General features: G+C 71.9%; 21 protein-coding genes. 12 read left to right on the top strand and 9 right to left on the bottom strand.

The window, feature by feature from the left end; genetic code table 11:
* Positions 1 to 27: 27 nt before the first annotated feature.
* Positions 28 to 1101, bottom strand: a complete 1074-nt coding sequence (locus tag ACIBBH_RS09415) for a Ku protein (protein WP_399403587.1) — start codon at positions 1099 to 1101, stop codon at positions 28 to 30.
* 61 nt (positions 1102 to 1162) lie between these two features.
* Here ACIBBH_RS09415 and ligD point away from each other — a divergent pair, with 61 nt between their 5' ends.
* The gene (gene ligD / locus ACIBBH_RS09410) at positions 1163 to 2044 is read left to right on the top strand and encodes a non-homologous end-joining DNA ligase (protein WP_399403585.1); all 882 of its coding nucleotides are present in this window, start codon (positions 1163 to 1165) and stop codon (positions 2042 to 2044) included.
* A 237-nt stretch (positions 2045 to 2281) separates the two neighbouring features.
* On the opposite strand, the gene ACIBBH_RS09405 is transcribed toward ligD, so the two are convergent.
* Positions 2282 to 3088: a nuclease-related domain-containing protein gene (locus ACIBBH_RS09405; RefSeq protein WP_399403583.1), complete on the bottom strand. Its 807-nt coding sequence runs from the start codon at positions 3086 to 3088 to the stop codon at positions 2282 to 2284.
* A gap of 99 nt (positions 3089 to 3187) precedes the next feature.
* On the opposite strand from ACIBBH_RS09405, the gene ACIBBH_RS09400 reads away from it, so the two are divergent.
* From ACIBBH_RS09400 to ACIBBH_RS09380, 5 genes are all read left to right on the top strand, one after another.
* The gene (locus ACIBBH_RS09400; protein WP_399403665.1) at positions 3188 to 3694 is read left to right on the top strand and encodes a dual specificity protein phosphatase family protein; all 507 of its coding nucleotides are present in this window, start codon (positions 3188 to 3190) and stop codon (positions 3692 to 3694) included.
* 125 nt (positions 3695 to 3819) lie between these two features.
* A complete protein-coding gene (locus tag ACIBBH_RS09395; protein ID WP_399403581.1) occupies positions 3820 to 4569 on the top strand; it encodes a hypothetical protein in 750 nt (249 codons plus the stop codon).
* Entirely contained in the window at positions 4566 to 5843 is a 1278-nt protein-coding gene (locus ACIBBH_RS09390) for an ATP-binding protein (protein ID WP_399403579.1), read from the top strand. Before ACIBBH_RS09395 ends, ACIBBH_RS09390 begins: the two co-directional genes overlap by 4 nt.
* Positions 5844 to 5934: 91 nt before the next feature.
* Entirely contained in the window at positions 5935 to 7296 is a 1362-nt protein-coding gene (locus ACIBBH_RS09385) for an FtsW/RodA/SpoVE family cell cycle protein (protein WP_399403578.1), read from the top strand.
* Positions 7293 to 8750 (top strand): penicillin-binding transpeptidase domain-containing protein, encoded by a 1458-nt coding sequence (locus ACIBBH_RS09380; protein WP_399403576.1) that lies wholly within the window; start codon positions 7293 to 7295, stop codon positions 8748 to 8750. Before ACIBBH_RS09385 ends, ACIBBH_RS09380 begins: the two co-directional genes overlap by 4 nt.
* 381 nt (positions 8751 to 9131) lie before the next feature.
* On the opposite strand, the gene ACIBBH_RS09375 is transcribed toward ACIBBH_RS09380, so the two are convergent.
* On the bottom strand, positions 9132 to 10244 hold the full coding sequence (locus tag ACIBBH_RS09375) for a ferritin-like domain-containing protein (RefSeq protein ID WP_399403574.1): 1113 nt from the start codon (positions 10242 to 10244) through the stop codon (positions 9132 to 9134).
* Positions 10245 to 10369: 125 nt separating this feature from the next.
* Here ACIBBH_RS09375 and ACIBBH_RS09370 point away from each other — a divergent pair, with 125 nt between their 5' ends.
* The 4 genes from ACIBBH_RS09370 to ACIBBH_RS09355 all read left to right on the top strand — a co-directional run bounded on the left by ACIBBH_RS09370 (position 10370) and on the right by ACIBBH_RS09355 (position 13612).
* On the top strand, positions 10370 to 11308 hold the full coding sequence (locus ACIBBH_RS09370; RefSeq protein WP_399403572.1) for a diiron oxygenase: 939 nt from the start codon (positions 10370 to 10372) through the stop codon (positions 11306 to 11308).
* 85 nt (positions 11309 to 11393) lie between these two features.
* Positions 11394 to 12047 carry a TetR/AcrR family transcriptional regulator gene (locus tag ACIBBH_RS09365; protein WP_399403570.1) on the top strand — a complete coding sequence of 218 codons (654 nt, stop codon included), beginning with the start codon at positions 11394 to 11396 and terminating at the stop codon, positions 12045 to 12047.
* Between the two features lie 10 nt (positions 12048 to 12057).
* Complete coding sequence (locus tag ACIBBH_RS09360; RefSeq protein WP_399403569.1) at positions 12058 to 12360, top strand: hypothetical protein; 303 nt, start codon at positions 12058 to 12060, stop codon at positions 12358 to 12360.
* 115 nt (positions 12361 to 12475) lie between these two features.
* A complete protein-coding gene (locus ACIBBH_RS09355; RefSeq protein WP_399403567.1) occupies positions 12476 to 13612 on the top strand; it encodes an NlpC/P60 family protein in 1137 nt (378 codons plus the stop codon).
* On the opposite strand, the gene ACIBBH_RS09350 is transcribed toward ACIBBH_RS09355, so the two are convergent.
* The 5 genes from ACIBBH_RS09350 to ACIBBH_RS09330 are packed head-to-tail and all read right to left on the bottom strand — an operon-like array spanning position 13576 to position 19123.
* A complete protein-coding gene (locus ACIBBH_RS09350) occupies positions 13576 to 14838 on the bottom strand; it encodes a styrene monooxygenase/indole monooxygenase family protein (RefSeq protein WP_399403565.1) in 1263 nt (420 codons plus the stop codon). The genes ACIBBH_RS09355 and ACIBBH_RS09350 overlap by 37 nt on opposite strands.
* 14 nt (positions 14839 to 14852) lie before the next feature.
* Positions 14853 to 15497 carry a GTP-binding protein gene (locus ACIBBH_RS09345; protein ID WP_399403563.1) on the bottom strand — a complete coding sequence of 215 codons (645 nt, stop codon included), beginning with the start codon at positions 15495 to 15497 and terminating at the stop codon, positions 14853 to 14855.
* The gene (locus tag ACIBBH_RS09340) at positions 15478 to 15900 is read right to left on the bottom strand and encodes a DUF742 domain-containing protein (protein WP_399403561.1); all 423 of its coding nucleotides are present in this window, start codon (positions 15898 to 15900) and stop codon (positions 15478 to 15480) included. Before ACIBBH_RS09340 ends, ACIBBH_RS09345 begins: the two co-directional genes overlap by 20 nt.
* Positions 15897 to 16394 (bottom strand): roadblock/LC7 domain-containing protein, encoded by a 498-nt coding sequence (locus ACIBBH_RS09335; RefSeq protein ID WP_399403559.1) that lies wholly within the window; start codon positions 16392 to 16394, stop codon positions 15897 to 15899. Before ACIBBH_RS09335 ends, ACIBBH_RS09340 begins: the two co-directional genes overlap by 4 nt.
* Positions 16391 to 19123: a nitrate- and nitrite sensing domain-containing protein gene (locus ACIBBH_RS09330; RefSeq protein ID WP_399403557.1), complete on the bottom strand. Its 2733-nt coding sequence runs from the start codon at positions 19121 to 19123 to the stop codon at positions 16391 to 16393. Before ACIBBH_RS09330 ends, ACIBBH_RS09335 begins: the two co-directional genes overlap by 4 nt.
* Before the next feature lie 384 nt (positions 19124 to 19507).
* On the opposite strand from ACIBBH_RS09330, the gene ACIBBH_RS09325 reads away from it, so the two are divergent.
* The gene (locus ACIBBH_RS09325; protein WP_399403555.1) at positions 19508 to 20296 is read left to right on the top strand and encodes a protein phosphatase 2C domain-containing protein; all 789 of its coding nucleotides are present in this window, start codon (positions 19508 to 19510) and stop codon (positions 20294 to 20296) included.
* 24 nt (positions 20297 to 20320) lie between these two features.
* On the opposite strand, the gene ACIBBH_RS09320 is transcribed toward ACIBBH_RS09325, so the two are convergent.
* Positions 20321 to 20809 carry a MarR family winged helix-turn-helix transcriptional regulator gene (locus tag ACIBBH_RS09320; protein WP_399403553.1) on the bottom strand — a complete coding sequence of 163 codons (489 nt, stop codon included), beginning with the start codon at positions 20807 to 20809 and terminating at the stop codon, positions 20321 to 20323.
* A gap of 227 nt (positions 20810 to 21036) precedes the next feature.
* Between ACIBBH_RS09320 and ACIBBH_RS09315 the strand changes: the two genes are divergently transcribed.
* Positions 21037 to 21861: a lysozyme gene (locus ACIBBH_RS09315; protein ID WP_399403552.1), complete on the top strand. Its 825-nt coding sequence runs from the start codon at positions 21037 to 21039 to the stop codon at positions 21859 to 21861.
* Positions 21862 to 21877: the final 16 nt, after the last annotated feature.

Raw genomic sequence — 21877 nt, 5'->3', positions numbered from 1 at the left:
CAGAGGGGGCCCGTGGAGGCAATGGCGTCAGGCGGATCGCTTGCGGGAGGCCGTCTTCTTGGCCGGGGTCTTCTTGGCCGTCGCCTTCTCGGCCGTCGTCTTCTTCGCCGCCGTCTTCTTCGCGGTCGACTTCGCCGTGGACTTCGCGGTTGTCCTGGTTGCCGCCGTCTTCTTCTCCGCTTGGGCCGCCGGCTTGGACGTCGACTTGCGGGCGGGGGCCGTCGTCTTCTTCGCGGCGGTCTTCTTGGCGGTGGACGTCGTCTTCTTGCCGCCCGTCTCCTTGGGGGCGGCGGGGCCGAGGGATCTGACGTCGGCCGCCTCCTCGCCGCGGGACTCCTTCGCCGCCCGTACGCTCTTCTCCAGTGCGGCCATCAGGTCGAGCACCTTGCCGCCGGAGGGCGGGGAGGGAGCCTCCGGCGGGGTCTCGCCGGCTGCCTTGGCCGCGATGACCTCCTCCAGGGCCTCGCGGTACTCGTCGTGCAGGTCCTCGAGGTCGACCTCGCCGAGGGTGTCCATCAGTGCGTCCGCCAGGTCCAGCTCCTTGTCGCGGACCGTGACGTCCACGTCCGGGGCGACGCCCTCGGGGGCACGGACCTCGTCCGGCCAGAGGAGTCCGTGCATGGCGATGGCGTCCCCGACCACGCGCAGCATGCCCAGCCGTTCCCGGCCGCGCAGCGCGTACTTGGCGATGGCGACCTTGTTGCTGCGCTTAAGCGCCTCCCGCAGCAGTGTGTACGGCTTGGCCGCCGGGGCGCCGCTGGCGGCGAGGTAGTACGCGGCGTCCATCTGGAGCGGGTCGATCCGGTCGCCCGGCACGAAGGCGACGATCTCGATCGTCTTCGCGGTCGGGAGCGGCAGGTGGGACAGGTCCTCGTCGCTGATCGGGATGATCGTCCCGTCCGCGTCCTCGTACCCCTTGCCGATCTCCGCCTGGCTGACCTCGCGGTCCTCCAGTTCGCACACCTTGCGGTAGCGGATGCGGCCGCCGTCGTCGACGTGGATCTGACGGAAGGAGATCGAGTGGCTCTCGGTGGCGTTCACCAGCTTGATCGGGATGCTGACGAGGCCGAAGGAGATCGCGCCGTTCCATATGGATCGCACGTGCAGCACCTTTCCGCCGTTTCGTCATGTTTTGTCGTAATCCGCGTGGGATTCTCATCGTATGACGCCGATCACAGAGGTGGAGGGGCGGAGGGTCGCGCTCAGCAACCTCGAGAAGGTGCTGTATCCGGCGGCCGGCTTCACCAAGGGGGAGCTGCTGCACTACTACGCGACGACGGCGGACGCGCTGCTGCCGCATCTGCGGGACCGGCCGGTGTCCTTCCTGCGCTACCCGGACGGCCCGGACGGCCAGGTCTTCTTCAGCAAGAACGTGCCGCCGGGTACGCCCGACTGGGTCACCACCGCCGAGGTGCCGCGGTCGGAGGGGCCGGCGCGGATGGTGCTGGTGCAGGATCTGGCGTCGCTGATGTGGGCGGCGAACCTGGTCGCGGAGTTCCACACCCATCAGTGGCTGATCCAGGATCCCGGCGAGGCCGACCGGCTCGTCTTCGACCTCGATCCCGGGCCGCCGGCGAGTGTGGTGCACTGCTGCGAGGTGGCGCTGTGGCTGCGGGAGCGGCTGGCGGCGGACGGGATCGAGGCGTACGTGAAGACCTCCGGGTCGAAGGGTCTGCATCTGCTGGCGGCGGTACGGGGGGCGTCGTCGGAGCGGGTGTCGGAGTACGCCAAGGGGCTGGCGGTGGAGGCGGAGCGGGCCATGCCGCGGCTGGTGGTGCACCGGATGACGCGGAGTCTGCGGCCGGGGAAGGTGTTCGTCGACTGGAGCCAGAACGCCGCGCGGAAGACGACGGCGACGCCGTACACCGTGCGGGCGCGGGCCGAGCCGATGGTTTCCGCGCCGGTTACGTGGGAGGAGGTCGGCGAGTGCCGCTTTCCGGAGCAGCTCGCGTTCCGGGTCGAGGACATCGCACCGCGGTTGCAGGACTTCGGGGACCTGTTGGCTCCGGTGCTGGACGCACGACGTGCCCGTCCGTTGCCGTGACCGCGGGGGTGTCGCTCACCCGCGCTCGCCGGGTGCCGCGCCGCGCCCACCCGTGCCGCCCGGGGGTCCCCCCGGGCCCTTGAGGCGCCCTTGAGGCACTGGTGGAGGCGCGACTGCCCGCAGCTGCGCGGGCTTGACGGCACCCCCGGCCGCACGAGTGCCCCCGGCGACGCCGGCCACGGCGACTGGTGAGCGCCGGTCCGCGTCAGCCGGCCCGTCCGGTGTTCGAGGACAAGTTCAGAGCTGTCGTGTCCACGTCCCCCGGTCCCGGGCCATCGCGTGCAGCGCCTCGACATCCGCCGGCTTCAGCACGCCCCCCAGCCGCGCCAGCCCCTCGACCTCCGTCTCCCGGATGACCCGGACCTCGCGCGGCGGCACCGGTATCGACACCTCCGTTGGGCCGACCAGGACCAGGACGGGGCGGACCTCGGCGGTCAGGGCGTACGACGCCCGGTCGGCGTCGGCGCGGACGCGGCGGAGCAGCGGCAGCGGCTCGTGGCGGCCGAGGGTGACCACCAGGTCGGTCACGTGGACGCGGTGGCGGCGGGCGTAGAGGGTGTGGACGGCGAAGAGGCCGCCGGGGCCGATCACCAGGTGGTGGATACGGTCGCCGCCGGGCAGCGGGACGGAGTGCAGGGCGTGCCAGCCCGCGCCGTCCAGCCGGTCCAGCGCCTCGCCGACCGCCTGCTCGGCGGCGAGGGCCCGGCGGCGGGGGTCGGGGCGGAGGCGGTGCGGTGGTGCCGGGTCACGGTCGAGGGCGATCAGCAGTGCCTCGCCGGGGCGGTTGGGGGCCAGGTCGTCGTCCGGGTGGAGCGTGAGGCGGGCGAGCTCGGCGGGGGTCGGGACGGGTGGCGGGCCCACGGTGACCGGGCCGGTCAGGAAGGGCTGGAGGGCGTGCAGCACGTCCTGCCTGCTCTCCTCGCTGAGCAGGTTGACCCGGCCCGCCTCGCGGTCGTACCAGGCGATGTTGCTGCCGTCCGCGCGGCAGACGTACAGCCTTTCCTGACCGTGCCGCCAGGTCGGCACGACGCGCAGTCCGCTCATGCGCCATCACCCCTCGACCATGGGAACAGGCGGGGTGCTCCAGGGGCAAGAACCCGGTTACCTTTGACAGCGGTGGCGAGCGGAGTGGGGGAGGCGCCGTTGCGGACCCGCGGGAGGCAATCCGACGTACCGGCTCCGGACACCCCGTGGAGCGAGATCGTGCCGGGCCTGTGGATGGGCGGGCACGAGTTCCGGGGGGCCTCGGGGCAGCTGGAGTTCGCCGTCGTACGGGACGAGTTCGATCTCGTACAGACGCTGTTGCGGCTTCCGGGGCACGGCCCGGACACGGACGTCGAGCACCACGTGTGGCCGATTCCCGACGGTCCGCTGGACGGCACGCAGCTCGCCGGTGTGATGCGGCTGGCCCGGGCGGTGAACGAGGCCCTGGACGCGGGGCGCAAGGTCCTCGTCCGCTGTTACCACGGGTACAACCGCTCGGGTCTGGTCGTCGCGCACGCGCTGATCCGGCGGGGCCGTTCCGCCGAGGACGCGATCCGGCTCGTCCGCGCCCGCCGTTCCCCCTGGGCGCTGCACAACGAGCTGTTCGTCGAGTACCTGCGCGCGGGGCTGGCCACCGCCCGCCTTCTGGAGGAGCTGGCCGAATAGCGGAGGTCCGGGCGCGGGAGCCGCAGGACGAGGGGACCGTTTCTCCGGACGGATCTCCGGACGAATAGGGTGTGCTGGGCCGTTTGCGGCCCGCACCACCGAACGATTCGAGCCACAGGAGCACCGTGCCCCGCCCCCGCCCGAACCGCACCGCTCTCGTCGCCGGCGCCGTCGCCCTCGTGGCGGTGACCGCGGCCGGCTGCGGTGACACGGGCGGCCTGCGCGGCGCCGGGGCAACCCCGACCGCGATCAGCCCCGCCAAGCTCTGGCCGGATCTGCGGCCGGCGTCCAGTCCGGCCTGGCCGTACGACGAGGGGAGCACGGAGACCGTGAAGGGCGTGGGCGTGCCCGGCGACGACATCCGCAAGGCCGATCCGGTCGCCGTCGTCGGCGCCGAGATCGCGGCGCACCCGGACGACTACGGCAGCAAGGGCCCGTACCACGCGACGGCGGCCCGGACGGACGAGTGCGGACCGGGCGGGGACGGGCGGCGGTGTCCCCTGCTGAGGGCGTACTACCGGGACCTCACCGGGGACGGGCACGACGACATGACGCTCGGGTTCCGGCTGTATCCGACCAACCAGACGGCCGTGCGCGTCTACACCGTCGAGCACCACAAGCTGGTGCAGGTGCTGGCCGACAACGACGCGATCATCGGGGTCGAGCTGGCCGGGCGGACCGTGATCGTCCGCTCCCCGGCCGGGATCACGGGCTACGAGTACCGCACCACCTGGGCCTGGGACCCGGAGCGGCGGGCGATGGTCTTCTCCCGCGACGAGTTCCTGCGCACCGGCGCGCGCAAGCACGCCACCCGTATGCCGTCGCCCGCACCCACCGCCTCCCCGTCGGCGTCCGGCTCGGCGAGCGCCCGATGAGGCCCGCGCTCCCCCGGTGGGCCGCCACGCTCGCCGTGAAGACCGCCGCCTTCATCACGGTGATGTGCTGTGCGCTGGCCGCGCTGCTCGGGGTCCTGGTGCACGTCTCGGTCACCGACCAGACCGTCGGCCAGGCCCGCGACCAGGCGCTGGACCGGCTGACCGACGCGACCGAGGCCTACCAGGCCGGGGACGCGCTGCTGCCGGGCGCCGGCGTGGACCCCGAGGGACTGCCCGCGCCGCTGCGGGCGCTGGCGGCGGCCGGGGAGCGCGGCACGATGGTCGCCACGCACCGCGGGCGCCCCACGATGTGGGCGGCGGGCCCCGCCGGCGGCGGCCGGGCGCTCGCGGTGGAGGTCGACTACTCGCAGCAGGCCGGCACCATCGCCGGCCTGGACCGGGCGATCCTGTGGTCGTCGGTGCTGGCCATCGGGGCGACGCTGCTGGTCGGCGCGTTCGCGGTGACCCGGGTGACCCGGCGGCTGCACGGCACCGCGCGGGTGGCCCGGCGGATCAGCGCGGGCGACCTGGACGCGCGCGTGAACGACCCCCGTACGCAGGACCGGACCCGCCCGCAGGACGAGGTGGCCGCGGTCGCGGCGGCGCTGGACACCATGGCGTCGAGTCTGCAGAGCAAGCTGCTGAGCGAGCAGCGGTTCACCGCGGACGTGGCCCATGAGCTGCGCACCCCGCTGACCGGGCTGCACGCGGCGGCCGAGCTGCTGCCGCCGGGGCGTCCGACGGAGCTGGTGCGCGACCGGGTGGCGGCGCTGCGCACGCTCACCGAGGACCTGCTGGAGATATCCCGCCTGGACACCGGCCGGGAGCGGCTGGAGGCGGACAGCGAGGAGCTGGGCGCGCTGGCCGAACGGGTGGTGCGGGCGTCGGGTACGGACACCGAGGTGCGCGTCGCACGGGACGCGCGGGTGGAGACCGACCGCCGGCGCCTCGAGCGGGTGCTGGGCAACCTCGTCGGCAACGCGCACAGGCACGGGCGGCCGCCGGTGGTGCTGACGGTGGACGGCCCGGTCGTCACCGTCCGGGACCACGGGGACGGTTATCCGGACTACCTGCTACGGCACGGCCCGCAGCGCTTCCGCACCGAGGGCGGCGCCACCGGTCACGGGCTCGGACTGACCATCGCGCTGGGCCAGGCGGAGGTGCTGGGGGCCCGGCTGACCTTCGTCAACGCGCTGGACGGCGGGGCGGTGGCGACCCTGGCACTGTCTCCGGCACCGCCGCGTCCGGGTGCCGTCCCCGATGGCGCGGTGTGACGGGCGACCGAACCTGACACCCCGACAAACAAGACAACACGAACAACACAAACAAGGCACACGAGACCCCCTGTTTGGGTAAGTTCCGGACATGACCAAGGCCGGAACCACCGTGGCAGCGGCGCAGACCCCCGCACCCGCCGTACGCCTCCCCCGGCGCCGTGGCATCGAACTCGCCCTGATCGTCCTGGCGGTCCTGCTGTCCGTGTACGGCTACTGCGCCGTGGGCCTGGCCAGGTACGGCACCGTCCCGCCCGGCGCCGCCGGCTACGGCGCCGGGCTCGGCGTGCTCGCCCTGCTCGCGCACATCGCCGTCCGCCGCCGCGCCCCCTGCGCCGACCCGCTCCCGCTGCCGATCGGTGTGCTGCTCAACGGCCTCGGCCTGGTCCTGATCTACCGGCTCGACCTGGAGACCCCGGGCGACCGGGCGGCGCCCACCCAACTCGTGTGGTCCGCGCTGGGCGTGGCGCTGTTCACCGTGGTCGTCCTGCTCCTGCGCGACCACCGGGTGCTCCAGCGCTACGCCTACGTCTGCGTGGCCGCCGCCCTCGGCCTGCTCACGCTGCCGATCCTCTTCCCGGCGGTGAACGGCGCCCGCATCTGGATCCGGATCGCCGGATTCTCCATCCAGCCGGGCGAGTTCGCGAAGGTGCTGCTCGCGGTGTTCTTCGCCGCGTACCTGGCGGCCAACCGCAACGCGCTCGCGTACACCGGCCGCCGTATCTGGTGGATGCAGCTGCCCACCGGCCGGGTCCTCGGCCCGATTGTCGCCATCTGGCTGCTGAGCGTCGGCGTCCTGGTCCTGGAGCGCGACCTGGGCACCTCGCTGCTGTTCTTCGGCCTGTTCGTGGTCCTGCTGTACGTCGCCACCGGCCGCACCGGCTGGATCGCCGTCGGCCTGCTGCTCGCGGTGCTCGGCGCGGTCGCGGTCGGCCGGCTGGAGCCGCACGTGCACGGCCGCATCCAGGACTGGCTGCACCCGTTCGCCACCATCGACGCGGGCCAGGGCCCCAACCAGCTCGCGCAGTCGCTGTTCGCGTTCGCGGCGGGCGGCGTCCAGGGCACCGGCCTGGGACTCGGGCACTCCATCCTGATCGGCTTCGCGGTCAAGTCGGACTTCATCCTGGCGACGGCGGGCGAGGAGCTGGGCCTGGCCGGCCTGTCGGCGATCTTCCTGCTGTACGCCCTCCTCGTGGAGCGCGGCTACCGGGCGGGGCTCGCGCTGCGCGACCCCTTCGGCCGGCTCCTCGCGGTCGGGCTCGCCTCGATCGTCGCCCTCCAGGTGTTCGTGATCGCGGGCGGGGTGACCGGCCTGATCCCGCTGACCGGCTTGGCGATGCCGTTCCTGGCGCAGGGCGGCTCGTCCGTCGTCACCAACTGGGCGATCGTGGCCCTGCTGATCCGGGTGAGCGATTCCGCCCGGCGGCAGTACGACGGGCAGGGGGCCCCGTGACCAGGTACATCCGGTACGCCGCCGCGTTCTGCGCCCTGCTGCTGGCGGCCCTCCTGGTGAACGCCGCGCGCGTCCAGGTCGTCCAGGCCCGCTCCTACGACGACAACCCGGCCAACCGCCGCCCCGCCATCGCCCGTTACCAGCAGCCGCGCGGCGACATCCTGGTCGGCGGCGAGCCGGTCACCGGTTCGCGGGACAGCGGGGAGCAGCTGCGCTACGAACGCGCCTATCCGTACGGCCCGTTGTACGCCCCGGTCACCGGCTTCGCCTCACAGAGGTACGGGACGACGCTGCTGGAGCACGCCGAGGACGCCGTGCTGTCCGGTACCGATCCGATGCTGTCGCCGCTGCCGCTGTGGAACGACGTCACGCGGGCGCGGAACCCGGGCGGGGACGTCGTGACGACCCTGAACCGGGACGCGCAGGAGGCGGCGTACGAGGGCCTGGGCGCCCGCAAGGGCGCGGTGGCCGCGATCGAGCCGGCGACCGGCCGCATCCTGGCCCTGGTGTCCACCCCGTCGTACGACCCCGGCGAACTGTCCGGCAACGGCGAGGCGGTGGCCTCGGCCTGGGACCGGCTCAACGCCGACCCGGAGAAGCCGATGCTCAACCGGGCGGTGAGGCAGACGTATCCGCCGGGGTCCACCTTCAAGGTGGTCACCGCGGCGGCGGCCCTGGACGCGGGCGTGGTCAGGGACCTGGACGCGCCGACGCTCTCCCCCGACCCCTACACCCTGCCCGGCACCCGCACGAGGCTGACGAACGAGTCCGACGGCTGCCGGGACGCCTCGGTGCGGATGGCCTTCGAGTGGTCGTGCAACACGGTGTTCGCCAAGCTGGGCGTGGCCACGGGTGCCGGGAACATGCTCTCCACGGCCCAGGCCTTCGGCTTCAACGACCGGCGCCTGCGCATCCCCTTCTCGGTCGCGCCGAGCACCTTCGACTCCGGCGCGGACCGGGCGCAGCTGGCGCTGTCCTCGATCGGGCAGTACAACACCCGGGCCACGCCGCTGCAGATGGCGATGGTCGCGGCGGCGGTGGCGGGTGGCGGGCAGTTGCGGCCGCCGTACCTGGTGGAGCGGACCACCCGCGGGGGAGGCGAGACGGTCGCGGCGTACGGTCCGCGTCCGCCGCGCCAGGTGATGCGGCCGTCGACGGCCGTGCGCATGCGGCAGCTGATGACGGACGTGGTGCGGGAGGGCACCGGCCGCAACGCCGCGATCCCCGGCGCCACGGTCGGCGGCAAGACCGGCACCGCCCAGCACGGCATCGGCAACTCCGGGGTGCCGTACGCCTGGTTCGTGTCGTGGGCGCAGGCCGACGACGACCTGGAGCCGAAGGTGGCGGTCGCGGTGGTCGTTGAGGACGCCTCGGCCGACCGCGGTGACATCAGCGGCGGTGGCGACGCGGCGCCGATCGCCAAGGCGGTGATGGAGGCGGTTCTCGGTCCGTGAGACGGGGGGCCGCGGCCCGGATGGCCCGACCTGCCGTTCGGTCATGACCACACCCGCAGCCGCCCATGAACTCGCCCAGGTCACCATCGCACGCCGCAAGTACCCGCTGAACTCACCCAGTTGAAGGACTTCACCGACGCGCGACCGAGTACGCGTTCACTCTGCGGACGTCGTTCAGGCCGAGGGAGGCGCAACCTGCGGTCGGCGGTTGATCGCCGCGAGGTCGATGTCGATGGGGAACGGGACCGTCAGCCCGAGCTTGTCGTGATGGATGCCGGTGGGCACGTACGCCTTGCTCGTCGGGTCGAGTTCCCATGCGGCGGAGTCTGCCCGGCACAGTCAGCGTACCCGGGTGAATATGCCGAGCCGCCCGTCGATCGATCATCCGCTGAGGCGTTGACCCTCTTCGATCGCCTTCTCCACCTCCGCCACCCGCTCCCGCTCCTCCACCGCGAACCGCTCGGCGTCGAGCCGCTCGGCGATCTCCTCGTCCTGGGCCATCAGCAGATCCAGGTTCGAGTCGCCCAGCTCGAAGACGCCCATGTCGACATAGGCCTCCTGAAGCCGCTTGCCCCACAGGCCGATGTCCTTGACGCAGGGGACGATGCGGCTGAAGAGCAGCTTGCGGAACAGCTGGAGGAACTCGGAGCGCTCGCTCAGCTCCTCCGCCTCGGCCTTGGGGATGCCGAAGTTCTCCAGCACCTCCACGCCCCGCAGCCGGTCGCGCATCAGATAGCAGCCCTCGATCACGAACTCCTCGCGCTCGCGCAGTTCGGCGTCGGTGAGCTGCTTGTAGTAGTCCCGCAGGGCCATCCGCCCGAAGGCGACGTGCCGGGCCTCGTCCTGCATGACGTAGGCCAGGATCTGCTTGGGCAGCGGCTTGTCGGTGGTGTCCCGGATCATGCCGAAGGCGGCCAGGGCGAGCCCCTCGATCAGCACCTGCATGCCGAGGTAGGGCATGTCCCAGCGGGAGTCGCGCAGGGTGTCGCCGAGCAGCGACTGGAGGTTGTCGTTGATCGGGTAGACCATCCCGATCTTCTCGTGCAGGAACCGGCCGTAGATCTCGGCGTGCCGGGCCTCGTCCATGGTCTGGGTCGCCGAGTAGAACTTGGCGTCCAGGTCGGGTACGGACTCCACGATCCGCGCCGCGCAGATCATCGCGCCCTGCTCGCCGTGCAGGAACTGGCTGAACTGCCAGGAGGCGAAGTGCTGCCGCAGCTCGCCCTTGTCCTTGTCGGTCATCTTCGCCCAGTACGGCGTCCCGTACAGGGTCATCGCCTCGTCCGGGGTGCCGAGCGGATCGTAGGGATCGACGTCGATGTCCCAGTCGATGCGCTTCTGCCCGTCCCACTGCTTGTCCTTGCCCTTCTGGTACAGGGCGAGCAGGCGGTCCCGGCCGTCGTCGTACTCCCAGCTGAAACGGGCGGAGCCGCTGGCCGGTATCTGCCAGTGCGGGTCGCCCGGGTCCTTGGCGTAGAGGTCGTTGGTCGGCATACCTCGCAGGCTCACACGTAGACGGTGAGTCAACAAGTGGTGCGGAGGGGATTGACGACCTTACTGACAGGCAGTCTCATAAGAGCCGCAGGAGATACGACCCGGGGCAACGAGGTGGGACAGCCATGACGACCGTGACGGAAGCCGACGCGCCGGCGGGACTGCGCGACGCGCTCGGCCTGCTCAAGGACCGGGAGCAGGTGGCCGAGCGGCTGCTCGCCTCTTCCGCCAAGCACTCCTTCGACCCGGACAAGGAGCTGGACTGGGACGCGCCCTTCGAGGAAGGCAAATGGTTCTGGCCGCCGGAGCTGGTGTCGCTGTACGGCACGCCGCTGTGGCAGCGGATGAGCGAGGAGCAGCGCATTCTCCTGTCCCAGCACGAGGCGGCGGCGCTGGCCTCGCTCGGCATCTGGTTCGAGATCATCCTCATGCAGCTGCTGGTCCGGCACATCTACGACAAGGCGGCGACGAGCGCGCACGTCCGGTACGCGCTGACGGAGATCGAGGACGAGTGCCGGCACTCGAAGATGTTCGCCCGGCTGATCTCCCGGGGCGACGCGCCCTGGTACCCGGTGAGCCGGGCCCACCAGAACCTCGGCCGCCTGTTCAAGACGATCTCCACGACCCCCGGCTCCTTCACCGCGACGCTGCTCGGCGAGGAGGTCCTGGACTGGATGCAGCGCCTGACGTTCCCCGACGAACGCGTCCAGCCCCTGATCCGGGGCGTCACCCGCATCCACGTCGTCGAGGAGGCCCGCCACGTCCGTTACGCCCGCGAGGAACTCCGCCGCCAGATGATGACCGCCCCACGCTGGTCCCAGGAGTTCACCCGGGTCACCTCCGGGGAGTTCGCCCGCGTCTTCTCGGTCGCCTTCGTGAACCCGGAGGTGTACACCAACGTGGGCCTCGACAAGCGGGAGGCGATGGCCCAGGTGAAGGCCAGCGGCCACCGCCGGGAGGTCATGCAGACGGGCGCCAGGCGCCTGACGGACTTCCTGGACGACATCGGGGTACTGCGGGGGGTCGGCCGACGGTTGTGGAGGTCCTCGGGGCTGCTGGCGTAGCCGCCCCGGCCGCGGCCCCGCAGGCGCAGGTGAGGTGGACCCGCCCCGGCCGCGCAACCCCCGCCGCCCGGTTACCCTGCGGTTCATGACCCCCGCCGCTGCCACCCCCGCCTACCGCCGGCTCAGCGTCGAGGAGCGCCGCGGTCAGCTCCTCGACGCCGCGCTGTCGCTCTTCGCGCACCGCGCTCCCGAGGACGTCTCGCTGGACGACGTGGCGGAAGCGGCCGGAGTCTCCCGCCCGCTGGTGTACCGGTACTTCCCGGGTGGCAAGCAGCAGCTGTACGAGGCGGCCCTGCGCTCCGCCGCCGAAGAGCTCGAGCAGTGCTTCGACGAACCCCGCGAGGGCCCCCTCCTCCCCCGTCTGGCCCGCGCCCTCGACCGCTACCTCACCTTCGTCGACGAGCACGACGCCGGTTTCAGCGCCCTCCTCCAGGGCGGCAGCGTGGTCGAGACGTCCCGGACGACCGCCATAGTGGACGGCGTACGCCGGGCCGCCGCCGAGCACATCCTCAGCCACCTCGGCGTCACGGAACCGGGCCCGCGCCTGCGCATGACCGTCCGGATGTGGATCACGGCGGTGGAGGCCGCCTCCCTGATCTGGCTGGACGAGGACAAGCAGCCGCCCGCCGACGAACTGCGCGACTGGCTGGTCGAGCAGTTCGTGGCCGTCCTCACGGTGACCGCAGGCCGAGACCCGCAGACGGCGGCGCTCGTCGCCGCCCTGCCCGAGGATGGCTGAGACTGGTCCCGTGAAGAGTCAGGACACCCCCTTCGAGGGCGGCCCCATGGACGGGCGCGTCCTCCCCGTACTGCTGGGCATGACCGGCCACCCCCCGAAGACGTACCGCATCCCCGTCCCGGACCCGCACGGCGGCCCGCCCACGGTCCTCGTCTACCGGCGCGTACCCCGGGGTCAGAGCAGGCGTCCGGGGCTGGCGCAGGGGTGGAAGTACGCGTACGACCCGGAGGCCAAGCCGGGCGGCAAGATCAAATGGCCCTGGTCCAAGCCAGACGCCACGCCGACCGGCAAGCCGGGTGACGCCGACGGGTGACACGGTTGCGCCGAACCGCGCACATCCGGCGTGCACTCCGCGCGAGCCCCCCTCATGCTCGCGGTGCGGAAAAAAGAAAGGCGGATGATCCGCCTACCGCACCGGAGGTGATGACGTGTCAGGAAGGCTTCTGTGCCTGGTATGTACGGCAGCGGTGGCGGCCCCGGCCGTCCTCGCCCCCGCACCCACCGCAACCGCCGCCCCGGAACCGCACCGTTCCGTGGCCCAGCTGCTGACGGACCTTCAGCGGCTGTACCGGCAGGCCGAGCAGGCCACCGAGACCTACGACGCCACCGAGGAGAAGCTGAAGCGGCAGCGCGCCGAGGTCGACCGGCTGAACCGGGAACTGGCCCGAGCCCGCCTGTCCCTGCACGACAGCCGGGCCGCCGCCGGCCGGCTGGCCCGGCAGCAGTACCAGGGCAGCACCGGCATCTCCCCGTACGTACGCCTGCTGCTCGCCCGCGATCCGCAGCACGCGCTCGAAGAGGGCCATGTACTCGGGCAGTTGGCGCGGCAGCGGGCCAAGACGGTGGGGCGGCTGGTGGGCAGCGAGAAGCGGAGCGAGCGGCTGGCCCGGCAGGCCCGCAAGGCGCTGGACGAGCAGCTCACCCTCGCCGGGCGGCGGAAGAAGGCCCGCGACGACGTACGGGGGCGGCTCGGCGAGGTCGAGAAGCTGCTCGCCTCGCTCAGCGCGGAGCAGCTCGCCGCGCTGGCCGAGTTCGAGCGGGACGGGATCGCCGACGCGCAGAAGAAGTTCATGACGGCCGGAGCGCTCAGCGGCGAGCGAGCGCCCTCCTCCGCGGGTGACCGGGCGGTGCGCTATGCGGTGCGGCAGCTCGGGAAGCCGTACGAGTGGGGTGCGCAGGGCCCGAAGACGTACGACTGCTCGGGGCTGACCTCCGAGGCCTGGGGGCACGCCGGAACCGCGATCCCGCGCACCAGCCAGGAGCAGTGGGACAAGCTCAAGCACATCCCGCTCGGCGAGCTGCGCCCCGGGGACCTCGTCGTCTACTTCCCCGAGGCCACGCACGTCGCCCTCTACCTGGGCGACGGGATGGTCGTCCAGGCGCCCCGGCCCGGCGCCAGGGTGAAGGTCTCCCCCATCGCGGCCAACCCGGTGCTCGGCGCCGTGCGCCCCGACCCGGGCGGGGAGCCCCTGCGGCGGTACACGCCGCCGACGCTCCCCGAGCACGCCACGGACGGGTCGGACGAGGGCTACGCGCCCGCCGCGCCGGAGACCTCCCTCAGGTAGGCCTCGGTCTTCTCCGGGTCGTAGAAGAAGTTCTCGAAGTCCGCCGGATCGTTGAACGCGTTGGCGAACCGGTCGGCGACCGGCTGGAGCTGCCCGGCGGCGCCGATGAGGTTGAGGATGTGCTCCGGCGGCGGGGCGAGCATGGCGTTCGTCCACTTGGTCACGTGCTGGGCGGTGTTCCAGTAGCGGTCGAAGGTCTGCTGCATCCACTCCTCGTCGAAGGGCTTGTCGCCCTGCTCCAGGATCGAGGCGAGGTAGGCGGCGGCGCATTTGGACGCCGAGTTGGAACCCTGGCCGGTGATCGGGTCGTTGGCGACGACCACGTCGGCCACGCCGAGCACCAGGCCACCGCCGGGCAGGCGGCCGATGGGGTTGCGGACGGTCGGGGCGTAGCGGCCGGAGAGGGTGCCGCCCGCGTCGGTCAGTTCGACCTTGGTGGCCCGCGCGTACTCCCAGGGCGTGAACCTCTCCATGAGTTCCAGGGTCAGGGAGAGGTGTTCCGCCGGGTCCTTGACGCCGTTGAAGACGTCGAGCGGGCCGCCGGGTATGCCCTCCCAGAACAGGATGTCGGCGGGGCCCGAGGTGGTCAGCGTCGGCATGACGAACAGCTCGCCGACGCCCGGGACCAGATTGCAGCGCACCGCGAGGAAGTCCGGGTGCTCCGGGTGCGGGCCGAGCCCGTGCACGTACGAGACCGCCAGCGCGCGCTGCGGCTCGCTGTAGGGGGACCGCTCGGGGTCGCGGGCGAACATGGACACCAGCTCGCCCTTGCCCGCGGAGACCAGCACCAGGTCGTAGGTACGGGAGAAGTAGTCGAGGTCGGAGACCGCCGCGCCGTGGATGACCAGCTGGCCGCCGCGCTGCGCGAACGTCTCCATCCAGCCGGCCATCTTCACCCGCTGGTCCACCGACTGGGCGTACCCGTCGAGCCGGCCCACCCAGTCGATCGCGCGCTGGGTCGGGCCCGGGTCGTGCGAGCCGGGGGCGGCGACCGAGACACCGAGTCCTTCGATCTTCGGGGCCTGGGACTCCCAGAAGTTCAGCTGGAGGTCGCGCTCGTGCTGCAGTGCCGTGTGAAACATGCACTGGGTGGACATGACCCTGCCGGAGCGGATCTCGTCCGCGGTCCGGTTGGACATCAGGGTGACCTCGTACCCGTGCGACTGGAGGCCGAGGGCGAGCTGGAGGCCGGACTGGCCGGCTCCGACGACGAGTATCTTCCGCATGCGGGGAACTTCTCCTACTCGGGGGTTTCGTCGAGCGCGTGGCCGACGAGGGCCAGGAGGGTCTCGATCACCGAGATCCGGCGGCGCGCATCCATGATCATGACAGGTATGTGCGCGGGGATCGTGAGGGCCTCCCGCACGTCCTCCGGCTCGAACAGCTCACTGCCGTCGAAGTGGTTGACCGCGACGACGTACGGCAGCCCGCAGCTCTCGAAGTAGTCCAGTGCCGGAAAGCAGTCCTTCAGGCGGCGGGTGTCGGCCATCACGACGGCGCCGATCGCGCCGCGCACCAGGTCGTCCCACATGAACCAGAACCGCTGCTGGCCCGGCGTGCCGAACAGGTAGAGCACCAGGTCGTCGTCGAGCGTGATGCGGCCGAAGTCCATGGCCACGGTGGTGGTCAGCTTGCCGGGCGTGGCGGTGAGGTCGTCGGTGGCCTCGCTCGCCTCGGTCATCAGCGCCTCGGTCTGCAGGGGCGTGATCTCCGAGACGGAGGTGACCAGTGTGGTCTTGCCGACGCCGAAGCCGCCCGCCACGACGATCTTCGTCGCGATGGGGGCGCGGGTGCGGTCGGTCTGCCAGGACCTCAGGTTCTCGTCGGGCTCGACGAGGGGGGCGCCCCCGAAGGGGGCGACGGCGTCAGAGACGACGGAGTCCACTCAGCACCCTTTCCAGCAGAGCGCGGTCCGGCCGGCCGGTGCCGTGACCGGTCCCGGTTCCGTACACACGGATCTTTCCCTGGTCCGCGAGGTCGCTCAGGAGGACGCGGACCACGCCGAGCGGCATCTTCAGCAGCGCGGCGATCTCGGCCACCGTGCGCATACGGCGGCACAGTTCGACGATGGCCCGCATCTCCGGCATGACCGCCGACTTCAGCGAGCCGTTCGTGAGCTCCCTGCGCTCCTCGGGGGCTTCGAGCGCGGCTGTGCTCGCCACGAACGTCTCCACGAGCAGGACATGGCCGAAGCGGGTACGGCCGCCGGTGAGCGAGTAGGGGCGGACCCGGGCGGGTTTGCGGTCGCCGCCGCGTATCGGCAGCCTGTTCGGCGTGCTGCTGCTCATCGGGCGCTCCCCGTCGACTCGGACTCCAGGGACTTGCGGAGCTCGCTGCGGAGTTCGGGGGTCAGGACGTGTCCGGCACGGCCGACGAAGAGCGCCATGTGGTACGCCACCACGCTCATGTCGCACTCCGCGGAGCCGTGCACGCCGAGCAGTGAGCCGTCGCTGATCGACATCACGAACAGGCTGCCCTCGTCCATCGCGACCATCGTGTGTTTGACCCCGCCGAACTGCATCAGCTTCGCGGCGCCGACGGTGAGGCTGCCGATGCCGGAGACGATGGTGGCGAGGTCGGCGGAGGAACCGCGTGGGCCCTTCCCCGGGCCTGACGCGCGGGATGCGGTGTTGTGGCTGGGGTCGGAGGACAGGAGCAGCAGGCCGTCGGAGGAGACCACGGCGACGGACTGGATGCCGGGGACTTCCTCAACCAGGTTGGTCAGCAGCCAGTGCAGGTTGCGGGCCTCACTGCTCAGTCCGAAGGTACTGGGCGCGGTCAACTGCTTGCCTCCTCGACTGTGCCCCCCGTGGCTTCTTCCGATGCGGCGATCTCCGCCTCTACGTGGCGGTAGCCGGCCTCCGCTCCCCGGTGGAATCCGCCCAGCCTGCGGCGCAGGGCCTCGGCATCGACCGTGCCGGTCCGCTGGCGCGGGGCCTGGGCGGGTGTGGTGATCTTCGGGGTGCGCTTGGGCAGGCCCTTTGCGGTGACTGGTTCGTCCTCGGTGCGAGTGTGTTCCGCCTCGGCTTCGCCTTGGGCCGGGTCGGTCCCACCCGCACCGTCCGTGCGGCTTTCCTCGTCGGATGCGGGTGGCCCTTGCGGGGCTTTCTCGCCGTCGGCGGGCTCGGGCTCCGGGGCGGGCTCGGGGGCCGGCTCCGGTTCCGGGGCCGGGTCGGGTTCGGGGAGCAGGAGCTCCATCGTCGTCTCGGCCGGGGTCTCCGGGGGCGCCTTCGGCTCCGGAGACTCGTGTACCGGCTCCTCCGCCTCCGGTGCGTCCCGTACCGCCTTCTCCGCCAGGATCACCAGCGGGTCGGTGTCGGAGGAGCGGCCGGGCAGGACGTTGGAGTTGACCTCGGCGTCCGCGCCCGGGAGGGAGAAGGTGTGGGTGTCGCCCGACACGGTGGCGGGGGCGGGGACGGCTGCCGCCGGGGGCTCCGCCAGGAGGGATGCCGGCAGGACCACGACCGCCGCCACGCCGCCCTGCTTCTGCTCGCGGAGCTGGACGCGGGCGCCGTGGCGGTGGGCGAGGCGGGCCACGACGTACAGGCCGAGGCCGAGGCCGTCCTCGCCCTCCTGGTCGTAGGGCGACTCCGGGTCGAAGCCGGCGAGGCGGGAGTTGAAGCGGTCGAGGCGTTCGGCGGTCATGCCGATGCCCTCGTCCTGGACCGACAGCATGACCTCGCCGCTCTCCAGCAGCCAGCCGGAGACCTCGACGGGCAGGTCCGGCGGGGAGAAGGCGGTGGCGTTCTCCATGAGTTCGGCCAGCAGGTGGGAGAGGTCGTCGGCGGCGAAGCCCGCCACGTGCGCGTGCGGGGGCAGGGCGGCGATGCGGACCCGCTCGTAGCGCTCGATCTCGCTGACCGCCGCCCGGACGACGTCGACCAGCGGGACCGGGCCGTGGTGCTGCTGGACGTGCTCGGTGCCGGCGAGGACCAGGAGGTTCTCGCTGTGCCGGCGCATGACCGTGGCGAAGTGGTCCAGTTTGAACAGCGTGGCCAGGCGCTCGGGGTCGTGCTCGCGCTCCTCCAGGCCCTCGATGACCGCCAGCTGGCGCTCCACCAGGCCGAGGGTGCGCAGGGCGAGGTTGACGAAGGTGCCGCTGATGCTGGTGCGCAGCCGCTCCAGCTGGGCGGCGGAGTCGGCGAGTTCGGCGCGCAGTTCCTCGCGCGCGTCGGCCATCCTCTGGCGCTGCCCGACCAGGTGCTTGCGGTCGGTCTCGAGGGTGGTGACACGCTCGTGGAGGGCGACGGCGTGCGCGTGCAGGGCGTTGACCGAGCGGACGACCTGGGCGAACTCGTCGTCGCGGCCGGTGAAGACGACCGGTTCCTGCGTCGTCGGGTCCTCGGCCTCCGCCAGCCGTGCCGAACCCCGGCGCAGGACGGACAGCGGGCGGGTGAGGGTGCGGGCCATGGCGGTGGCGATGCCGACCGCCACCAGCATGAGGGCGCCGAGGACGGTGATGCGGATCTCCAGCGCGGTGACATCGTCGTCGCGGAGCTTCGCGAGGTCCTTGGTGCGGTGGTCGTAGAGAGCGGACTCCGCGCCCCGCATCAGGTCGACGCGGGCGGACAGGGCCGCGTCCAGCTTCTTGGTGCTGGTGGCGAGGTCGCTGTCACTCAGGGTGGGCCGGTCGGTGAGGGAGGCCAGGTACGTGTCGGCGGAGTTGACCTCGGGGCCGGTGACCGTGGAGTCGTACGAGGTGACGGCCGCCTTGGGCGCGGTCTCCCGGAAGTCGGCGAGGGCGGCGTCGGAGCGCAGCCGGGCCTGCTGGGCGGCGGCGGTGAGGGCGTCGCGCTGCTTCCTGTCGGCCGCCGAGGAGGTGGTGGTCGTGGTGGCCAGGCCGGTGACGGGGTTGATGACCGTCTGCTTGCTGGTCGGCACGTCGAGGGCCGCCAGGAGCAGGCCGCGGGCGGCGGCGGACTGCTGCACGGCGGAGTCCAGCTCGGCGAGCGCGTACGCGCCGGAGCCGGCCCGCGGGGGCATCTGCTCGGCCAGTTCCTCGGCGAGCCGGTGCAGTTCGGTGATGGCGGCCGAGTAGGCCTGGTGCGTCTGGAGGGCCGTGCTCTTGCCGGTGAGCGCGGCGCGGCGCACGGCCTGGATGTCGTCGAGGTCCGTACGCAGCGAGCCGGGCGTGTCGGTGTCGGCGCGCAGGTCCTCGACCTGCCGGTCGACGCGCTCGCTGCGCTGCTCGGAGGGCGCCTTGGACTTGGGGCGGCCGGCCGCGACGTAGGAGGTGACCTCGTCGCGCTCGTCGGCGAGCGAGTGCGCGAGGGCGAGGGCGTCCTGGGTGCGCTGGGCGAGGGTCACCAGGTCCTGGGAGTCGCTCAGCTGCCCGGAGGCGGCGAGCACGGACGGGGCTCCGGCCCCGGCTATGGCGGCGGCCACCACGGCTACGGCGACGATCAGCCGGTTGCGTACGTGGGTCGGGCGGCCGGTGCCGACAGGGGTGCGCTCGGCACCCCCCTCGGAGGCCGTCTGCTTGCCTGTGCGCCGAGGCCGCGTCTTCTGCACCGGTGCTCGCATTCCTGAACTCGTCCAACCAAGGGCCCGGGTGGCGGTCCGTGACATCGGTGCCAAGTGGTGCGTACACCCGGTACGGTCCGTCCCCGACCCTCCCAGTGCCGGTGGTCAGTGGTCGCGCATCACCTGGCCCGCCACCCAAAGGAGTGAACATCGGAGGAGAGTTGGCGGGCAAGTTCCAGTGGCGTGTGCAGGGGCCTTGCGCGGCGGGCCGGTTGGACGCGGGCGGCGGGCTTTGGCAATATTCGCCACCACGCCTTCCCGGAGTGCGCCATTCCCTCCCAAAACAGGCGTCTGACCTGCGGGGAGGCGGGAATTCCGCGAACGTTGCCAGCCTTCGGCGGCACTTGTGAAGGGATCGTGCAGATTGGCCGAATGCGAACTGAACTCGTTTCGGAACCCGGTGACGCGACCCGCCCCAACGAGGACTTCGCCGCAGTCGGGCTACCAGCCTCCGGACAGGGCGGTTGCGTGGTCGTCCTGGACGGCGTCACCCCGCCGAGGGACGGGACGGGCTGTCTGCATTCCGTCCCCTGGTTCACCGCACGCCTCGGCGGCGCACTGACCGAACTGACCGTTTCGCGCCCGGATCTGACGCTGACGGACGTACTCTCCCGGGCGATCCGTCGAACGGCCGACGCACACGTGGCCACCTGTGACCTTTCTCACCCGCGCACGCCCCAGGCGACGGTGGTCCTGGCCCGCTGGACGCCGGACACCGTCGACCACCTGGTCCTCTCCGACTCCGCCCTCCTCGTGCAGTCCCCCGACGGCACCGTCACCCCCGTCCTGGACGACCGCCTCGCCCGAATCCCCCGCGCCTGGCTGGCCGCCGACGCCCTCTGCGACGTTAAGGCCCGCAACAAGGAGGGCGGCTTCTTCACCGCCGCCGCGGACCCCGCCGTCGCCGCCCGCGCGGTCACCGGCGCCCTCCCCCGCCACGAGGTCCGCGCCCTGGCCGCGGTGACGGACGGCGCGGCCCGCTGGGTGGAGAAGTTCCGCGAGGGCGACTGGACGGCCCTGTTCGACGTCGTGCGCAAGGAGGGCGCGCGGTCCCTGGTCGACCGCATACGGGGGCTGGAGGCGGCGGACCGGGAGGAGCGGGCGTTCCTCGGCCGCAGCAAGACGCACGACGACGCGACGGTGGCGTACGTGGAGCTGTGAGGCGGCGCCCGCTCCTACCTGCCGCTACTTCTCCATGACCTGGTTCAGCTCGTGCAGCAGCCGGGCCAGCTCGGAGACCTCCCGCCGGTCCCAGTGGGCGAGCTGGCTGACGTACCGCGCCCGCCGGGCCAGGCGGACCTTGCCCACGCGGCCGCGGCCCTCATCCGTCAGGGTCACCAGCCAGGCCCGTCCGTCCGCCGGATCCGGCTCGCGGGCGATGAGGCCGAGCTCCTCCAGGGCGCGCAGCTGGCGGGACATGGTGGCCTTGCCGACGCCGATGTAGGCGGCGAGTTCCGTGGCGCGCTGGCGGCCGTGCTCGTCGAGGCGGACGAGGAGCCCGTACGCGGCCGGTTCCAGGTCCGGGTGGACCTCACGGGCCATCTCCCCCTGGTTGGCGCGGGCGCGCCGCAGAAGCACCGTCAACTCGCGCTCCAGCGCCAGGAACTCCTGGTCCGCACCGCTCGGCGTCACCTCGGCGGCGGGGTGTCCGCCGCCGTTCGCGTCCTCGTGCACGTCAGCACCTCTGCTCGGTTTCCCGGTCCTGAAAGTTTCTGCCAGAAATTCGTCATCGCCGCAGCTCCGCAAGTATTTCGCAGGCGTAGACCAACGGCGACATCCGGAGCCCCTTCCACGCCGTCATCTACGTGCGTAGCTTCTTCAGCAGGCAATTAGTGGCATGCCCACGCCAGTGGGTCATTCGTGGTTCCCCACCTCCCCCCACCTCATCCCGGAGGCACGTCATGCCCGCGCACAGACCCCCTTCCCCCCGCCCGCGCGCCCGCACGGCCCTCGCGGCCGCCCTGCTCACGGCCGTCTCCCTCACCCTGTCCCTGTCCACCGCGCACGCCGCGAGCACCCCCACCCGCGGCTCCGCCCACATGGGCATCGGCGTCCTGGCCCACGACGGCCAGGACGGCACCCCCAGCACCGGTGACGCCACCCAGACCGAGGGCGTCGACGTCTCCGCCTACCAGGGCAACGTCGCCTGGTCGACCCTGTGGAGCAGTGGGGTCAAGTGGGCGTACACAAAGGCGACGGAAGGCACGTACTACACGAACCCGTACTTCACCCAGCAGTACAACGGCTCCTACAACATCGGCATGATCCGCGGCGCGTACCACTTCGCCACCCCGGACACCACCAGCGGCGCCACCCAGGCCAACTACTTCGCCGACCACGGCGGCGGCTGGTCAAGGGACGGCAAGACCCTCCCCGGCGTCCTCGACATCGAGTGGAACCCCTACGGCGCCGCCTGTTACGGCAAGTCGGCCGGCGCGATGGTCAGCTGGATCGCCGACTTCCTGAAAACGTACAAGGCGCGTACGGGCCGGGACGCGGTCATCTACACGGCCACCAACTGGTGGACGCAGTGCACCGGCAACTACGGCGGCTTCGCGTCCGCGAATCCGCTGTGGATCGCACGGTACGCGTCCGGTGTGGGGACGCTGCCGGCGGGGTGGTCGTACTACACGATGTGGCAGTACACCTCGTCCGGGCCGACGGTCGGGGATCACGACAAGTTCAACGGCGCGCTGGACCGCGTACAGGCACTCGCGAACGGCTGACCGTACGGCGAAGGCC

Source organism: Streptomyces sp. NPDC051636 (assembly GCF_044453765.1).
GTDB lineage: Bacteria > Actinomycetota > Actinomycetes > Streptomycetales > Streptomycetaceae > Streptomyces.
This window is presented reverse-complemented; position numbering and strand designations above follow the sequence as displayed.